Source organism: Xanthomonas sp. D-36-1 (genome assembly GCF_017746155.1).
In the GTDB taxonomy this organism is placed as follows: domain Bacteria; phylum Pseudomonadota; class Gammaproteobacteria; order Xanthomonadales; family Xanthomonadaceae; genus Xanthomonas; species Xanthomonas cissicola.
In genome coordinates, this window is sequence record NZ_JAGHWR010000012.1 from 24,632 (window position 1) to 40,119 (window position 15,488).

General features: G+C 65.9%; 17 protein-coding genes. 4 read left to right on the forward strand and 13 right to left on the reverse strand.

Translation table 11 applies throughout. The features are described from left to right. Positions 1–76: 76 nt before the first annotated feature. The 6 genes from rlmKL to J7367_RS03950 form a co-directional block, all read right to left on the reverse strand. Entirely contained in the window at positions 77–2,212 is a 2,136-nt protein-coding gene (gene rlmKL, locus J7367_RS03925; RefSeq protein ID WP_209028898.1) for a bifunctional 23S rRNA (guanine(2069)-N(7))-methyltransferase RlmK/23S rRNA (guanine(2445)-N(2))-methyltransferase RlmL, read from the reverse strand. Next, a complete protein-coding gene (locus J7367_RS22505; RefSeq protein WP_078585969.1) occupies positions 2,209–2,400 on the reverse strand; it encodes a hypothetical protein in 192 nt (63 codons plus the stop codon). The genes rlmKL and J7367_RS22505 overlap by 4 nt, the downstream gene beginning before the upstream one ends. Further along, positions 2,379–3,983, reverse strand: coding sequence for an ATP-binding cassette domain-containing protein (locus tag J7367_RS03935; RefSeq protein ID WP_057660228.1), 1,605 nt, complete (start codon positions 3,981–3,983; stop codon positions 2,379–2,381). Before J7367_RS03935 ends, J7367_RS22505 begins: the two co-directional genes overlap by 22 nt. A gap of 184 nt (positions 3,984–4,167) precedes the next feature. After that, complete coding sequence (locus tag J7367_RS03940) at positions 4,168–4,674, reverse strand: N-acetyltransferase (protein ID WP_057660229.1); 507 nt, start codon at positions 4,672–4,674, stop codon at positions 4,168–4,170. Between the two features lie 40 nt (positions 4,675–4,714). Then, complete coding sequence (locus J7367_RS03945) at positions 4,715–5,242, reverse strand: YqiA/YcfP family alpha/beta fold hydrolase (protein WP_005926220.1); 528 nt, start codon at positions 5,240–5,242, stop codon at positions 4,715–4,717. Next, on the reverse strand, positions 5,239–5,730 hold the full coding sequence (locus tag J7367_RS03950; protein ID WP_005913821.1) for an MOSC domain-containing protein: 492 nt from the start codon (positions 5,728–5,730) through the stop codon (positions 5,239–5,241). The genes J7367_RS03945 and J7367_RS03950 overlap by 4 nt, the downstream gene beginning before the upstream one ends. 23 nt (positions 5,731–5,753) lie before the next feature. Between J7367_RS03950 and J7367_RS03955 the strand changes: the two genes are divergently transcribed. Then, entirely contained in the window at positions 5,754–6,329 is a 576-nt protein-coding gene (locus J7367_RS03955) for an N-acetylmuramoyl-L-alanine amidase (protein ID WP_007966249.1), read from the forward strand. A 373-nt stretch (positions 6,330–6,702) separates the two neighbouring features. Here J7367_RS03955 and J7367_RS03960 read toward each other — a convergent pair whose 3' ends face one another. The 4 genes from J7367_RS03960 to J7367_RS03975 all read right to left on the reverse strand — a co-directional run bounded on the left by J7367_RS03960 (position 6,703) and on the right by J7367_RS03975 (position 10,245). Next, positions 6,703–7,656 (reverse strand): DUF1684 domain-containing protein, encoded by a 954-nt coding sequence (locus J7367_RS03960; protein ID WP_057660231.1) that lies wholly within the window; start codon positions 7,654–7,656, stop codon positions 6,703–6,705. Positions 7,657–7,744: 88 nt separating this feature from the next. After that, complete coding sequence (locus J7367_RS03965) at positions 7,745–8,617, reverse strand: sulfurtransferase (protein WP_057660233.1); 873 nt, start codon at positions 8,615–8,617, stop codon at positions 7,745–7,747. Beyond that, positions 8,614–9,435 carry a CoA pyrophosphatase gene (locus J7367_RS03970; protein ID WP_057660236.1) on the reverse strand — a complete coding sequence of 274 codons (822 nt, stop codon included), beginning with the start codon at positions 9,433–9,435 and terminating at the stop codon, positions 8,614–8,616. Before J7367_RS03970 ends, J7367_RS03965 begins: the two co-directional genes overlap by 4 nt. A 111-nt stretch (positions 9,436–9,546) precedes the next feature. Next, positions 9,547–10,245, reverse strand: a complete 699-nt coding sequence (locus J7367_RS03975) for an FKBP-type peptidyl-prolyl cis-trans isomerase N-terminal domain-containing protein (protein WP_004429231.1) — start codon at positions 10,243–10,245, stop codon at positions 9,547–9,549. Positions 10,246–10,408: 163 nt separating this feature from the next. Between J7367_RS03975 and J7367_RS03980 the strand changes: the two genes are divergently transcribed. The 3 genes from J7367_RS03980 to nth are packed head-to-tail and all read left to right on the forward strand — an operon-like array spanning position 10,409 to position 12,286. Further along, on the forward strand, positions 10,409–11,191 hold the full coding sequence (locus J7367_RS03980) for an enoyl-CoA hydratase-related protein (protein ID WP_007966234.1): 783 nt from the start codon (positions 10,409–10,411) through the stop codon (positions 11,189–11,191). Between the two features lie 7 nt (positions 11,192–11,198). Next, on the forward strand, positions 11,199–11,579 hold the full coding sequence (locus tag J7367_RS03985; RefSeq protein WP_033481353.1) for a hypothetical protein: 381 nt from the start codon (positions 11,199–11,201) through the stop codon (positions 11,577–11,579). Further along, positions 11,576–12,286, forward strand: coding sequence for an endonuclease III (nth, locus tag J7367_RS03990; protein WP_057660238.1), 711 nt, complete (start codon positions 11,576–11,578; stop codon positions 12,284–12,286). The genes J7367_RS03985 and nth overlap by 4 nt, the downstream gene beginning before the upstream one ends. 200 nt (positions 12,287–12,486) lie before the next feature. Here the strand turns inward: nth and J7367_RS03995 are convergent, their stop codons facing one another. From J7367_RS03995 to J7367_RS04005, 3 genes are all read right to left on the reverse strand, one after another. After that, a complete protein-coding gene (locus J7367_RS03995) occupies positions 12,487–14,055 on the reverse strand; it encodes a SulP family inorganic anion transporter (protein ID WP_007971991.1) in 1,569 nt (522 codons plus the stop codon). Positions 14,056–14,066: 11 nt separating this feature from the next. Then, entirely contained in the window at positions 14,067–14,747 is a 681-nt protein-coding gene (locus J7367_RS04000; protein ID WP_022559631.1) for a carbonic anhydrase, read from the reverse strand. A 115-nt stretch (positions 14,748–14,862) separates the two neighbouring features. Continuing rightward, positions 14,863–15,183, reverse strand: a complete 321-nt coding sequence (locus J7367_RS04005) for a hypothetical protein (RefSeq protein WP_033481354.1) — start codon at positions 15,181–15,183, stop codon at positions 14,863–14,865. Between the last annotated feature and the right edge of the window lie 305 nt (positions 15,184–15,488).

The following is a 15,488-nucleotide window of genomic DNA, read 5'->3' on the forward strand; positions in this document are numbered from 1 at the left end:
TGGCAACTTGGCAACCGCGTCTGCTGGCGCCTGCGCGAGCCAAGCCGGCGCGCCATCGGACGCAACCGGCCCGAACTCAGGTCGTCAACCGCCAGGCGCGATGAATCCGCGCATGCCGCTCGAAATCCGGGTCGATGGTGCGTGGGCTGATTTCTTCGCACTGCGCGAACTCCGCCACCCCGTCCTCGTCCAGCTTGAAGCGACGGAAGTTGTTGGAGAAATACAACCCCCCCCCCGGCGCCAACCGTGCCACGGCCGCGCGCAACAGACGCACGTGCTCGCGCTGGATATCGAAATCTTCCGCGCGCGCAGAGTTGGAGAAGGTCGGTGGGTCGCAGAAGATCACATCGAAGTGCGCACGCTCGGCTTCCAGCCAGGCCAATGCATCGGCCTGCACCAGTTTGTGCTTGCTGCCGGCCAGCCCGTTCAACGCAAGATTATCGGCGCACCACTGCAGGTACGTCGCCGACAGATCCACGCTGGTGGTGGACGCCGCACCGGCCACCGCCGCTTCCACGCTGGCCACACCGGTGTAGCAGAACAGGTTGAGGAAACGGCGCCCCCTGCACTGCTGCGCCATGGTGCCGCGCAGCGGGCGATGGTCCAGGAACAGCCCGGTATCCAGATAATCGAACAGGTTCACGCGCAGCAACGCGCCGTGTTCGCGCACGTGGACGATTTCGTTGCGTTGCTCGAAGCGGCCGTACTTGCTGCCGCCCTTGCCGCGTTCGCGCGACTTCAGCGCCACGCGCTCGGCCGGCACCTCGAAGACCTCGCGTGCGGCGGCCAGCAATTCGTTGAGGCGACGGCGCACATCGGCCTCGGGAATCGTCGCCGGCGCTGCGTATTCCTGCACGTGCAGGAAGATGCGCCGGTCGCCGTCGGCCTGCTGGTACACGTCGATGGCGGCGGAATATTCCGGCAGGTCGGCGTCGTAGGCGCGGAAACATTCGATGCCTTCGCGCGCGCGCCACTTCTTGAATTTCTGCAGATTCTTGCGCAGCCGGTTGGCCACCATCTGCGCGCCCTCGCTGAGCGCGGTCGGTGCCGCCAGCGGGGTACGCCGCGGCACTGCGATCGGCTCGCAGACGATCAACGCGCATTCGATCGCGCCGTTGAACAGCTGGTATTTCTTGCCCGCGCGCAGGCCGGTGGCATACGCAAGCTCGGCATTGCCGCACAGCAGGCTGGCACGCCACTGCGGCACGACGCGCTGCAAGGTATCGCCCAGGCGGCGATACAGCGCGGCATCGGCGGCCAGACGCTCGTCGTAGGGCGGGTTGCACACCACCACGCCGGCGGCCTGCGGCGGGGTCTGCAACTCACCGACCTCGCGCACGCCGAACCAGATCGCCTCGGCCACGCCGGCCACGTGCGCATTCTCTTTCGCAGCGCGGATGGCATGCGGGTCCATATCGCTGCCGTGGATCACCTGCTTGAGCGCAGCGCGGCCGACGCTATCGCGTTCGCGCGCCTCACCGACCAGTTGCTGCCAGCCGTCGCGGTCGAAACCGCGCCAGCGGCTGGGCACATCGCTGCCGTAGCGCTGCAGACCGGGCGCGACGTCGGCGGCCATCAGCGCGCCTTCGATCAGCAGCGTGCCGCTGCCGCACATCGGGTCGAGCAGACCGCCGCCATCGGCATAGGCGCGCGGCCAGCCGCCGCGCATCAGTACCGCTGCGGCCAGATTTTCCTTCAACGGCGCCTCGTTCTGCGCCATGCGCCAGCCGCGTCGATGCAGCGGGCCGCCGCCCAGGTCCACCGAAATGGTGGCGCGGCCCTTGCGCAGCGACAGGTTCAGGCGCAGGTCCGGGTTGTCCACGTCCACCGACGGGCGCTCCAGGCCCTGCCGGCGCATGGTGTCGACCACCGCGTCCTTGATGCGCTGCGCCGCGTAGCGGGCGTGGGTGATGGCGGTCCCGGACACATGCGCGTCCACCGACAGCGTATGCCCCACCGACAGATGCGCGTCCCATGGCAGTTCGGCCACGCCGGCGTACAGCGCGTCTTCGTCCGGGCAATCGAACTCGGTCAGCGGCCACAGCACGCGGCTGGCCAGGCGCGACCACAACACGGCGCGCTGCGCATCGCGCAGTTCGCCTTCGACGTTGACACCGGAAATAGTGGCGGTGGCCTTGCTGGCACCGAGCGCAAGCAGCTCGTCGGCAAGCAGGTATTCCAGGCCCTTGGCGCAGGATGCGAAGAATTTCACGTAGGCAGGTATCGATAAAGACGCTGGCCGCGGCGGCGAGCGTGAAAGCAGGACGGCGGGCCGGCTCCCTGGTGGGCAATGCCGCGGCCGCCGTGGACGGGCCGCAAATGGTCGGCCATCGCGACCGGCATTACCAGCCCGGCGCCAGAGTCGCACGCTGCACGGTTCACCACGGCGCCAGCCGCCACTGCGCCTGCGCGGCATCCAGGCGCTGGTGCAGCCCCAACCGTTGCAGGAAGGCCGCATCATGCGAGGCGACGATCAGCGCCCCCTGGTGGTCGCGCAGCAGCGCTTCGATCGCTTCCACCGAGGCCAGATCCAGATGGTTGGTGGGCTCGTCCAGCAACAGCAGGTGCGCCGGCTGCGCCCGGTACAGCGCGCAGGCCAGCGCCGCCTTGAGCCGCTGGCCGCCGCTGAGCTGGCTGCAGGGCAGGTCGGCACGCGTCTGGTCCAGCCCCAGCAGCGCCAGGCGCAGCCGCTGCACGTGGGCTGGCGCACCCGGGTTTGCCTCCTGCAGTTGCGCAGCGGCCGAGCGCGCCGGGTCCAGCAGCCCCAGGTCCTGATCCAGATACGCCACCGGCACGTGCACCTGGCAATGCCCTGCGCTTGGCTGCAGGCGCCCCGCCAGCAACTGGAGCAAGGCGGACTTGCCGCTGCCGTTCGGGCCGACCAGACCAATCCGCGGCCGCCCCTGCAGCAGCAGGTCCACGCGTCGCCCGCCCAGCCGCGCGTCCGCCACCTCCACCTGCCGCAGCGTCGCCAGGCGCCGCGGCGTGTTGGCGGGCAAGGTCGGCGCCAACACAGCGAGCGCCGGATCGACCTCCACCTGCGCTGCAGCCTGCGCCACCGCCTCGCTCAGCCGCGCCTGCTCGGCCTGACGTTGCTGTTGCAGTCGGCCTGCGCTGACTTGGCTGCGCTGCTTCTGCCCGCCAAGCAGGATCGCGGCCTGATTGGCCTGCCCCGCAGCACGCGCGCCGCGTGCCTGGCGGTGCTGTTGACGCTGCAGCTGCGCGCGCAACACCTGCTCGCCGCGTGCGCGTGCATGTTTGCGCTGGGCCAGCAGATCGCTGGCGGCCTGCTGCTCGCTGGCGCGCTGCTGCGCATAGAACCCGTAATTGCCGCCGTAGCTGCGCAGCCCGTGCGCGGACAAGTCCAGGATGCGCTGCATCGCCTCGAGCACGCCGCGGTCGTGGCTGATCACCAGCAAGCCGCCGCGCCACGCCAGCAACCGATCCATCAGCCGCTGGCGTTGCGGACCGTCCAGGTGATTGCTGGGCTCGTCCAGGATCAGAACATCCGGCTGGCTCACAAACGCACCGGCAAGCGCCACGCGCATCGCTTCGCCGCCGCTCAGTTGCGCCGCCGGTGCATGCGGACCGCGTCCACCCAGGCCTTGCCGTTCCAGTTCTTGCGCATGGGCCGTCCAGCGCTCGCCAACGCGTTCAAAATCGGCGGGCGCAACACTGCCGGCGGCAATGCGGTCCAACGCATCCAGCAGCGGCGCGACACCGGCCAGGTCGGCAACGCGCTGCCCCGGCGCCACGCTCACCCGTTGCGGCAGGTAGTGCACGCTGCCACTGCGCACGCACCGCCCGGCACTGGGGAGCAGCTCACCGGCCAGCAGACGCGCAAGTACGCTCTTGCCCACGCCATTGCGCCCGACCAGACCGGTAGCGCGTTGGTCGATATGGATGTTCAGATCGGAAAATAGCGGGCTGCCATCGGGCAGCACATATGCAACGCTTTCCAGCGTCAGCGACGGACAGGTCATACGGGTCTCCATTGCATGCCAGCACACGCGCCGATCCAACCGGACCAGCAGCGGGTAAGGCCGTCATCACGACGGCGGCATCAATGGCGCATCGGACCAATCCCCGAAGGTTAAGTGCGTCCAGTCTAACCCGCCGCACTGGCCGCGACACCCGCGCAACAGGCAGGGCGCCTGCAGCTCGCGCTCAACCCAGCCCGAACGCCGGGTGGTAGGACACATCGGCCAGCGGCAGCAGCCGGTCGCCGAATGCCAGGGCTTGCAGTTCCGATGCAGGCGCCTCGGGCAACACCAGGCCAGGTTCGACCGCAAAGCCCAGGCGCCGGAAAAACGCCGGCTCGCCCAGCGCCAGGCAGCCCGCGGCGCCGCGCTCGCGCAACGTGGCGAGCGCTGCCTGCACCAGCCGCGTGCCCAGCCCTTGCCGTTGGTGGCCGGGCCCCACGGCCAGCGGGCCAAGCGCGAACCAGCCGGGCGAATCGTCGGACAGCGCCACCGGCGAGACGGCCAGATGCCCGACCACATAGCCGTCGTGATCGGCCACCAACGACAATGCCAGTGCGCCGTCCTGACGCAATCCTGCAATCACCTGGTGCTCGTCATGCCGGCTGTGTTCGGCGCGCATGAAGGCCACCATGGTCAGAAGTTCGATGGCGGCAGCGTCGCCTTCGGTGGCTTCGCGGATCAACACGTTCATCGGTGGCACCACGCGCAGCCATGGCTGGGAACCGTCCGCATCACAGGCTCTGCAACAACTCTGCGAACGCGCGTGCCGACGCGTCGACGTGCGAGGCAAGGCGATGGTCGTCGTCCACCAGCAGCAGGCGCGCATGCCGGGCCTGCGCCCAGGCGATCACGTCGGCAGCCGGAATCAGTTCGTCGCGCCAGGCATGCACGATCGAGATCGGCACCGGTGCGGCATCCAGCGCCGGCATCGGGCCCATCTTGGTCGGCGGCACCATCAAAAACAGGCCGCGCGTGGGCACCTGCAAGGACACCATCCCGGCGATATACGAGCCCAGGCTGGAACCGACCAGCACCACCGGCCCTTTCTCGGCCGCCGCCCGCGCGATTTCCAGCAGGCGCTGCAGCCGGCCTCGCACGTCGCCCAGCGTACTCACCTCGCGGCGTGCATCCAGGTCGGTGTAATCCGGGCGTTCGTGGGTCCAGCCCAACTGCTCGGCCACGTTGGCCAGCGCGGTGACCTTCAACGCGTCCGGGCCGCTTTCGAAGCCGTGCGAGAGGATGCAATGGCCGCGACTCATAGCGCCTGCACCGTATCGCCGATGCGCAGCACGCCGCCGCGCAGGACGCGTGCGCACAGCCCACCGTGGCCGCGCATGGCGTTGTAGCCGCCTGCGCCCAGGGCATCTTCCATGCGTGAACACGGGTCGCACGGGTCGGTGCCTTCCAGTTCAATTTCACCGATTCGGAATCGCCGCCCTTTCAACGCGACCAACGGAATGCCGGACACCACCAGGTTGCGCCGCAGCGTCGCCGGCGCGATGGTGGCGTGTCCCGACAACGCTGCAATCACCGGCAGATGCTCGGCCTGGATCAGGGTCACGCCGCGCTTGCCGCTGCCACCCTTGTAGCGGTCTCCCACAAGACCAATACCGGTGGTGACCTGCGCCGCGTCCACCTCCAGCATCGCCACGTCACGCGCCGGGCGCACGCCGATCCAGGTGACCTGACCGGTCTGCGGCAGCGTCGCCATCAATTTGCCCAGGGGGCTGTCGGGATTCAAAGCCATCGGGCAATGCTAGCATCCGCTCCATGTCCGATGCCGTCTTGCCGTCGCCGCCAATCACCTACGCGCCGTTATCCTACGAATCGCGGTTGGCCAGGCGTGCGCTCACCCAGATCGACATGGTGGTCATCCATTGCACCGAATTGCCGGACATGGCGATGGCGCGCGAATACGGCGAACGCGTGCTTTATGACAGCGGCACCGGCAACAGCGGGCATTACTACCTCGATCGCAACGGCAGCATCCAGCAATACGTCGCCCTGGAGCGCGTTGCGCATCATGTGCGCGGGCATAACCCGCATACGCTGGGCATCGAACTGGTCAACCGCGGCCGTTATCCACACTGGCTGGATTCGCGGCATCAGGAGATGACCGACCCGTATCCCGAAGCACAGATCGCAGCGCTGATCACCTTGTTGCAATGGCTCCAGCAGCAGTTGCCGTCGGTGCGGCGCATCGCCGGCCATCAGGCGCTGGATACCACCCAGGAAGCGGCCAGCGACGACCCGTCGCGCAAGATTCAACGCAAGCTCGACCCCGGACCGTTGTTTCCGTGGTCACGTATCGAAGCGGCGGTGAGCTGGTCGCACACGCCACGTTAGGAGGCAGTTGCAGAAAACCGGACGACGCCTGCATCCGACAGGTGTTTGCCGGTCCATCTGGAGCGGGTACAAGAGACGCTGCCCAACCACCGCACCGGCGTGACGGGCGCGGGATCGGCAGCCACCTGCAAACACTCCGGCTCATGCACGTCTACCGCGACGCCGATGGGCGAGTCACCGCGTTACGTCGGTCTTGCCCCCGGTGGCGCCAGATAGCGCCGACAGCGGCGAGAAGCGGTTCAACATGCGTGCCAATCGTGCCGTCGAAAGACAGCGTCGCCTGCAGAACACGCACGTGATAGCGCTCGGATGCTTTGATGACCCATCGAAAAACATCTCTTCCTTCGCACACCGTCAACCCGTTGCAGCACGCTCAACGTTCGGTCGCACGGTAGGTCTTCTCGCCGGCATTGACTGCCACGTCCAACCGGTTGTCAGGCGGCGCGATGGGGCAGACCACATGGGGCGTCAGTGCGCATGGCGGATTTTCGGCCAGATTGAAATCGAGGACCACCCGACCATCGCGGGGCAACGTGGCGAACAGATAACGCGCGCCGCCATAACTTTCCTTGCCGCTGGTGCGGTCGGCGAACAGGAAGAACAGGCCCTGACCATCGTCCTGCAGCAGCGGACGCAAGCGGTATTGGTGACCATCGCGCGAGAACACCGCTTCTCCCGGCACCTCCACGGTGAGCGGCGTGCCGATCGACGTCAGTAAGGTCGTCGTGCGCGGCGTTGGATAGGGTTGCCACTGCGCCTGGATGCGCCACTGCGGATCGGTCGGGAAATAGTCCAGCCCGTCGAACTGCGTCAGCGCCGGCGCTGCCGGGTCGCGGAAGCGCCAGCCGTACAAGGCGCCGGTCTGCACCAGATAGAACTGCCGGCCACCCACGTCCAGCCGGTCGCCGCGCTGCCCTACCCGCTCCGGTTCCAGGCGCACCTCATCGACGCGCTGCCCATCGAGCGCCACCGACGCGGCGGCATCTGCGCGAAAGCGCACCTGCCCTGCAGCATCCAACGTCAGTTGCCCCAGCTGGGCAGGGCCGGCAGGCAGGACGATATCGCTATGCGGGTCGCTGCCCACACGGTACTGGCCGGCGCGCACGCGCCCCGAACCGGTATAGCTCAACCACCCGTCGGGCGCACGCAGCTGCCTCAGCCGCTCCGCACGCGCGTGTTCCAGCGCGACCTCGTGCACATCGTGCTGCGCCGCATTTCGATGACCGGCAGCAGGCCGATCGCTGACATCGGCGGACGACTCCGCTGAACAGGCAGCCAGCGTCCACACCGCGACGCACAGCGCGCCAACCCGTAACTGCAACCGCATGGCTCACCCAGCACTGCAAGAAACTGCGCTCCGCGCAGCGAACCTGCGTCCCCACAGGTCACCGTTCCTGCCGCCATTGTGCCTGCAATCAGGCGCCGGTCGCGACCGGCCGCGAGGCGTCTTGCAGCCAACCGCTCCAGGAACCGGCGTAGACGCGCGCTCCTGATAACCCGGCCACTTCCAATGCCAGCAACAGATGGCAGGCCGTGACACCCGACCCGCACATCACCACCGCCTGCTCGGGCCGGTAGGCACCCAGCAACGCGGACAACTCCGCGCGCAGTTCGGCAGCTGGTTTGAAGCGACTATCACGCAAGCTCAGCCCCAACGGGCGATTCACCGCACCCGGAACATGCCCGGCGACCGGATCGATCGGCTCGACTTCGCCACGGAAACGCTCGCCTGCCCGCGCATCCAGCAACCAGCCCGGCGCCTGCTGCAGTCGCTGCACGATCTGCTCGGCATCCACGACCGCGGCGGCATCGAAACTGCCGGGATACGCGGCGCCATCACGCACTGCAGGTGACTCGGTGCTTTCCACAAACCCGGCAGCACGCCACGCGGCCAAGCCGCCGTCCAGCACCGCCACCCGGCGATGCCCCATCAGTCGCAACATCCACCACGCGCGCGCGGCCGCCATGCTGCCATCGGCCGCGTCGTAGATAACGACCTGGGTGTGCGGATCGATGCCCCATTCGCCCAGACGTTTGGCAAATGCCGCGCTGTGCGGCAACGGGTGCCGCCCCTGCGCCGGCCGCGACAGCTCTGCAAGGTCTTGGTCGAGATCGGCGTAGTGCGCGCCGGGCAGATGCCCCTGCGCGTACGCCTTGCGCGCTGCGTGCGGGTCTGGCGCGGTCGGTGGGGCGGCACGCGCATCCAGCAGACACAGCTGCGGATGCTGCAACGCGGCCGCCAGCGTGGCGGCATCGACCAGCGTGGTCCAGTTCGGATCGACACTCATGCAACCTGCTCCAGGCGACGACGAAGATTGAGAAGAATGGCGGCGGTAGCGCCCCAGATGCGATGGACAGGCCAATCGTATTCGAGCACGCGCCGCGGGCGCCCGCGGAATTCCAGTTCCACACTGCGTAGATTGTTCGGGTCCATCAGATAGGCCAGTGGCACTTCAAAGACGTCCGCCACTTCATCCGGCTGCGGCACCGCCACGAACCCCGGGTCGATGACCGCCACCACGGGCGTCACCCGAAATCCACTGACAGTCAGAAACGGATCCAGGTATCCGATGGCATGCACCTGCTGCGCGCCCAGCGCAATTTCTTCGCAACTCTCGCGCAGCGCTGCAGCGGCGGCGTCGGCATCGGACGTCTCCATCCGTCCACCAGGGAAGCTGACCTGCCCAGCGTGATGGCGCAGGCTGTCCGTGCGCCGGGTCAGCAACACCGTCGTTCCCTGCTCCCGCGGCACCAGCCCGCACAACACCGCCGCTTCGGCAGAGGCGTCGCCGTCGGTCAGGTCGATCAGCTCGGCATGGTTCCAACCCGGCCCGGCCGGCGCGGTATCCAGCGGGTACAGCGCCCGCCTCAACTGCGCGTATTCGGGCAGGCGTGCCGTCAGCGCGCGTGCCGGGAGCACCGTGTGCAGATAGTCCTGGCGTTCGGCGTCGCTCATGCTCATCCAGCGTGCAATTTCATCCAGGCTGCGCAAACAGCCGACGCAGCGCGACTGCGCGTCCAGCGAACATACACCGATACACGGACTGGGCAGAGGGCCGGCAGCGAAATCGGGACCGTCATTAGATCCGACGTCACTGCCGCTCATCGCTGGTCCTGCGGCCGCTGCATCGTTGCATCGCTCTCTTCAGACAATCGCCAGACCAAAACGACAACGCCGGCCTGGTGGCCGGCGTTGTGGCAGCAACATCGCGTGCAATTACTTGACGCTGACCAGCTTGATCTCGAACTGCACAGCCACGTTCGGCGGGAACGGGGTACGCGGATCGGCGCCGTAGGCCTTTTCCGGCGGCAGGGTCACTTCCCACTTCGAGCCGGCCGGCATCTGCAGCAGCGTGTCGCGCATGGCCTGCATTTCGACCTCGCTGACCTTGATGGCCGGGATCTGCTGCGCCGGACGCGCCTTCTCGCGGTCGCCGAAGGGGAATGGACCGGCCACTTCCAGCTGCACGGTGCTGGCCTGGGTCGGCTTGGCGCCCTTGCCGGCTTCGATCACGCGGTACTGCACGCCGCTCGGCAGCGTCTGCACGCCAGCGGTGCTCTTGTTCTTGGCCAGGAACGCATCGCTCTTGGTCTTGTTGGCCGCAGCGGCCTTGTCGTACTCGGCCTTGGCCTGCTGGGCACGGCCCTGCTCGCGCTTCTGGAACGCTTCAACTGCCGGCTTCAGCTGGTCGGCAGTGATCGCCGGCTGCTTCTTGGCATAGGCGTCCTGCAGACCCTTTACCACCGAGTTGATGTCGAGCTGCTCGCCGCGGCCGGTGAGCTCGGCAAGATTGTTGCCGTAGTCATAGCCGAAGTAATAGCTCAACTTGCCCTTCTCGGACGTCGTGTCCTGGGCCAGTGCATTGCCCGTCAGGGCCAGGGCCGCCACGGCGACCGCGATAGAACGCAACTTCATCAAACAATTCTCCAGGGTGGTGGCACAGGACGGGTCTGCCGCCTGAGATGACGCGCTAGGATAACGGCCGCGATACCGAACCGCTACTTATCGCGAAAGCTAGGACCAGCAAGGCTTTCGGAAGTTCCGCATTTACTATTTTTTTACGTTCGCAAGGGTTCACATGTCCAATCACGTCATTCTGATCGCCGATCACGCCAGCGTCCGGACCATTACGGTCAACCGGCCGGACAAACTGAACGCCTTGAACCAGGCGACCATGCAGGCGCTGGATCAGGCGTTCCAAGACGCAGCCGCTGCGGACGATGTACGCGCCGTGATTCTCACCGGCGCCGGCCCCAAGGCCTTCGTGGCGGGTGCGGATATCGCGGAAATGAGCGATCTGTCGGCAATCCAGGGCCGCGAATTCTCGCTGCTGGGCCAGCGGCTGATGCGCCGGATCGAGCGCATGCCCAAGCCGGTGATCGCGATGATCAATGGCTTTACGCTGGGCGGTGGCCTGGAGCTGGCGATGGCGTGCCACCTGCGCATCGCCGCAGCAACAGCGCGCCTGGGGCAACCTGAAATCAATCTCGGCCTGATTCCCGGCTTTGGCGGCACGCAGCGCCTGCTGCGTCTCACCGGTCGCGCCGCAGCGCTGGAACTGTGTCTGCTCGGCCTGCCGATCGACGCAGCCCGCGCATTGCAACTGGGCCTGGTCAATCGCGTGGTCGAAGCGGATGCGCTGCACGAAGAGACGCTGGCGCTGGCGCAACGCCTGGCAACCGCCGCGCCGCTGGCGCTGCGCGGCATTCTCGATGCGGTGGTGTTCGGCGGCGAATGCGCCATCGAAGAGGGCCTGCAGCTGGAAACCGCGCAATTTGCGTTGTTATTCGCCACTGACGATATGCGCGAAGGCACTCGCGCGTTTCTCGACAAACGCCCTGCCCAGTTCCGCAATCGTTGATATCGCCATGACGCTCGACCCCACCCCGGAATCGCGTCCATTGCCGCTGCTGTTGTTCGATTGTGTGCAGGCCGACGACCTGGATCGTGCGCTGGCACTCGGCTTGATGGCGTATCTGCCCGACCCGCAGCACGACGCGCTGGACGCCGACTACCCGCAGGTCTGCGCCACGTTGCTAAGCGCGCAACGCCGTCTACGAGACGCCTGGGCCGCGCGCGAACGCTATCGCGCGCGCTCCGCTCGCCTGCACCGTCGGGCTGCCGAACGCGACGCGCGCAGGGCGCCCGCCCCGGCACCCAGCCAACCGGCAACGCCCGCACTGCCGCCGCTGGCCGCTGCCATCCTGGCACGCGCAAAGGCGAAAGCCGCTGGCGGAGCGCAGCCATGAACATACCTCAGACAACGGCGCCGGCGCGTCGTGGCAGCAGCATGCGCAAGCCCGAGATACAGGAAATGTTCGCGCGCCTGCGCGAACTCAATCCGCACCCCACCACCGAGTTGGAATACACCACCCCATTCGAGTTATTGATCGCGGTGCTGCTGTCGGCGCAAGCCACCGATGTCGGCGTCAACAAGGCGACCCGCAAGCTATATCCGGTGGCCAATACCCCGCGCGACATTCTCGATCTCGGCGAAGAAGGCCTGAAGCGATATATCTCCACCATCGGCCTGTTCAACGCCAAGGCCAAGAACGTCATCGCCACCTGCCGCATCCTGCTGGAGCGCTATGGTGGCGACGTGCCGCATGATCGCGCCGCACTGGAAGCGCTGCCCGGCGTTGGCCGCAAGACCGCAAACGTGGTGCTCAACACCGCCTTCGGCGAGCCCGCCATGGCCGTGGACACGCATATCTTTCGCGTTTCCAACCGAACCGGTCTTGCGCCAGGCAAGGACGTGCGCGCGGTCGAAGACAAGTTGGTCAAGGTGATTCCGGCCGAATTCCTGCACGATGCGCATCACTGGCTGATCCTGCACGGACGCTACGTCTGCAAGGCACGCAGGCCGGATTGCCCGGGCTGCGTGATCCACGATCTATGCCGCTATCGCGACAAGACGCCGCCGGCCCCTGAGCGGCAAGCAAAAACCAGGAGTTGAGGCAGCAATGTAGCCGAAGCAACGACGTAACCGCGCGCCCTGATCCATGCGCAGCAACCGCAAGGCCGCAAGCTTTTACGATCCCGAATCCCCACTCCCGCCCAAAGAAAATCGCGACCGGATGATGCGTCTATCGGCGCCATGCATCATCCGATCACGATAGGGGTCACCCGGCGCGAACGCCGGGCGTTTACGACACTTTACGCAGCCTTCGCCTGTTCGACGCGCTGTTCCACCAGCGCGCCATCCACCGTGGGCTGGCCTTCGACACGTCGATCCAGTTCCTTCCAGTCCACCACCAGTTCGCAGCCGCGCGAGGCTGCATTGCGGCTCCAGTCGCGCAACAACTCGATGCAGGCATGATCGACGTGGTGCAGCTTGGCCACATCCAGATGCAGCGCAGTGTTCGGCGGCACGCTTTCCAGCGTACGTGCCATCGCCGGCACCTTCAGGAAGGTGGCCGAACCCTGCAGGGTCAGATGCATTTCGTCCTTCTTGTCGGCGTGCTCGCGCACCTCCACCTTCAGACGCGAAGAATGCAGTGCCAGACGGAACAGCGACAGACCGAAGCCGATCAGCACGCCGGTCAGCAGGTCGGTGGCCACGATCGCGAAGGTGGTCGCCAGGTAGATCGCGGCCGTTCCGCGACCGTAGGTCGCCAGCTCCTTGACCTGCCCGATCTTGATCATCTTCACGCCGGTATAGACCAGGATGCCAGCCAGGCACGCCACCGGCGTCATCCGCAACAGCCACGGCAACAGCATGGCGAACACCAGCAGCCAGCTGCCGTGCAGGATGGTCGATGCACGCGTTGCCGCACCGGCCTGCACATTGGCCGCGCTGCGCACGATCACGCCGGTCATCGGCAAAGCACCCAGGAAGCCGCAGAGCATATTGCCCACGCCCTGCGCCGCCAGCTCACGGTCGTATTGCGTCCGTGCGCCTTGATGCATACGGTCCACCGCCGCCGCCGACAGCAAGGTTTCGGCGCTGGCGATGAAGGCGAAGGTCACAGCCGAGACCAGCAAGGTGTGGTTGAACACGCCAAAGATGTCGGAAATGCTGGGGATGCTGATCGCAGAGAACAGGTTGGTCGGCACGTCGACCTTATTGACGTTCAAGCCTTGCAACTGCACGGTCGCGGTGACAACTACCACCGCGATCAATGCACCCGGCAGAAACCGCAGACGCTGCGGGCGCAGCTTGTCCCAGGCCAGGATGATACCGATCGTCGCCAGACCCACGAACAGCGCATTACGGCCGGTCCCCTCGCTGATGGCCTGCCACAACACGCCAGGCAATGCGGCGAAGTTTTCCAGACCGCGTGCCTTGGGCGCGGCATCCATCAACACGTGTGCCTGCGAGGCCACGATCAGGATGCCGATGCCCGACAGCATGCCGGCCACCACGGCCGGCGATGTCATCCGGAACCAGACGCCTGCGCGGCACAGACCGGCAATCAGCTGAATCGCACCGGCCACCAAGATCACCGGCCCGAGCGCAACAGCGCCGTGCTCCCGGACCAGTTCGAACACCAACACAGCCAGGCCGGCGGCCGGTCCGCTCACCTGCAGCGGGGAACCCGCCAGAAAGCCGACGACCAGACCACCAACGATGCCGGTGATCAGACCTGCGGCGGGCGGCATGCCGGATGCGATCGCGATACCCATGCACAGCGGCAGCGCAACAAGAAAAACCACTACAGACGCCAATAAATCACGCCCGAACAGTCCCTGACGGAAGTATCCGCCGATACCTGATGTGTTCATGGCAGGCTCCGTCAGGCGAGTTCAGCGCGCACGACTTGCTGCAGTCGCGGGCGTGGAGTGGCTTCGGGGGTGCTTTCGGCCAGCAGTGGCCGGAAGCCACCCTTCTCGGCATCGAAGGCGCGGATCTCCCCGTGGGCGATATCGTAGATCCAGCCGTGGATGCGCAAGGTGCCTGCCGCCAGGCGTGCTGCCACCACCGGCTGCGTGCGCAGATGGTCCAGCTGCGAGACCACGTTCTCTTCGGTCATGCAGCTCAACGCATCCGGGCTCTGTGGATCGTGCCCGTGATGCGCGGTGACATGACGCGCCGCATCGGTGTGCTTGAGCCACGCTGCCACGGAGGGCACGTCTTCCAGCGACTCCGGCTTGAGCACTGCCTTCATCGCGCCACAGTCGGTATGACCGCAGATCACGATATGGCGCACGCCCAGCACTGCGATGGCGTATTCGATCGCTGCCACCACGCCACTGACATGTTGCGAGTACGGCGGCACCACATTACCGATATTGCGATAGACGAACAGTTCGCCTGGCTGTGCGGAGAAGATCAGCTCCGGCATGACGCGCGAATCTGCGCAGGTGATGAACAGCGTATGCGGGCTCTGGCCGCCCGCCAGTTCCTGAAAGCGCGCACTCTGGCGCGGATAGACTTCCTTACGGAAATGACGAAAACCTTCTAGCAAACTTTCCATGGGAGATTCCTCTAGGCAACGAATAGCCGTCCGCGGCGCAAACCGCGAATTGCAAAGACAAACAAATCAAGTAGGAATCCGGCGCGGAACGCACCGGGTGGAGCGACAGCGGGGATCAGCCAAGCAGTGCGTTTGGAGGACGCAGCTGTGGGATCAGGTCGCGTTTTTGATTTGCCGGCGCGTGATGCGCATGCCAAGAGGGGGAATACCGCGCCAGCATCGGCCATGCTTGGGAGAGCAAGGGGATATCGTCTGCAGGCTGTGTGTCGACTTGGCTCTGTGTATCGCCGTCGTCCTGCGGATCTTCAACTGCATCGCGTTCTTCGCCAGCATCCACCATGACCGCCAAGCCGTCGCCCACGAACGCATCATGCATGCGCGCGTGCGCGTTGGCTGCCGACCACGCGGAGAGCGCGAGCAGGCAGACCAACAGCATTTGGAGGAATCGAGTAAACATGGCCTCGAAGCTAACAATTTTGACGCCACGCATGCAAGTGGTGCGCCGCACAAACTGACGCATATGTTCAGGCTGACGTGGCTCCAGTTCAGGCCGTCAGCGGCGCCGCTTGCAAATTCAAGGATTTGAGGTCGGCGCAGCGTGCTGTCATGAATCATCGCCGTTCAGCTTTTTGACACACGATGACATAGTTTAAACACTCGTAAACTCTTGTCTTTATTGGCAAAAATCACTTATTACGTTTCTGTTGTCTTGTCACATTAACGCAACCTTCACACCCTAGC

Excerpts from the sequence above, each read along its gene's own strand:
- nth (WP_057660238.1), top strand. The coding sequence starts at position 11,576 with ATGAACATACCTCAGACAACGGCGCCGGCGCGTCGTGGCAGCAGCATG.
- J7367_RS04005 (WP_033481354.1), bottom strand. The coding sequence starts at position 15,183 with ATGCTGTTGGTCTGCCTGCTCGCGCTCTCCGCGTGGTCGGCAGCCAAC.
- J7367_RS03970 (WP_057660236.1), bottom strand. The coding sequence starts at position 9,435 with ATGAGCGGCAGTGACGTCGGATCTAATGACGGTCCCGATTTCGCTGCC.
- J7367_RS03945 (WP_005926220.1), bottom strand. The coding sequence starts at position 5,242 with ATGAGTCGCGGCCATTGCATCCTCTCGCACGGCTTCGAAAGCGGCCCG.
- J7367_RS03975 (WP_004429231.1), bottom strand. The coding sequence starts at position 10,245 with ATGAAGTTGCGTTCTATCGCGGTCGCCGTGGCGGCCCTGGCCCTGACG.
- J7367_RS03955 (WP_007966249.1), top strand. The coding sequence starts at position 5,754 with ATGTCCGATGCCGTCTTGCCGTCGCCGCCAATCACCTACGCGCCGTTA.
- J7367_RS03985 (WP_033481353.1), top strand. The coding sequence starts at position 11,199 with ATGACGCTCGACCCCACCCCGGAATCGCGTCCATTGCCGCTGCTGTTG.
- J7367_RS04000 (WP_022559631.1), bottom strand. The coding sequence starts at position 14,747 with ATGGAAAGTTTGCTAGAAGGTTTTCGTCATTTCCGTAAGGAAGTCTAT.
- J7367_RS03965 (WP_057660233.1), bottom strand. The coding sequence starts at position 8,617 with ATGAGTGTCGATCCGAACTGGACCACGCTGGTCGATGCCGCCACGCTG.
- J7367_RS03980 (WP_007966234.1), top strand. The coding sequence starts at position 10,409 with ATGTCCAATCACGTCATTCTGATCGCCGATCACGCCAGCGTCCGGACC.
- J7367_RS03960 (WP_057660231.1), bottom strand. The coding sequence starts at position 7,656 with ATGCGGTTGCAGTTACGGGTTGGCGCGCTGTGCGTCGCGGTGTGGACG.
- J7367_RS03950 (WP_005913821.1), bottom strand. The coding sequence starts at position 5,730 with ATGGCTTTGAATCCCGACAGCCCCCTGGGCAAATTGATGGCGACGCTG.
- J7367_RS03935 (WP_057660228.1), bottom strand. The coding sequence starts at position 3,983 with ATGACCTGTCCGTCGCTGACGCTGGAAAGCGTTGCATATGTGCTGCCC.
- J7367_RS03940 (WP_057660229.1), bottom strand. The coding sequence starts at position 4,674 with ATGAACGTGTTGATCCGCGAAGCCACCGAAGGCGACGCTGCCGCCATC.
- J7367_RS03995 (WP_007971991.1), bottom strand. The coding sequence starts at position 14,055 with ATGAACACATCAGGTATCGGCGGATACTTCCGTCAGGGACTGTTCGGG.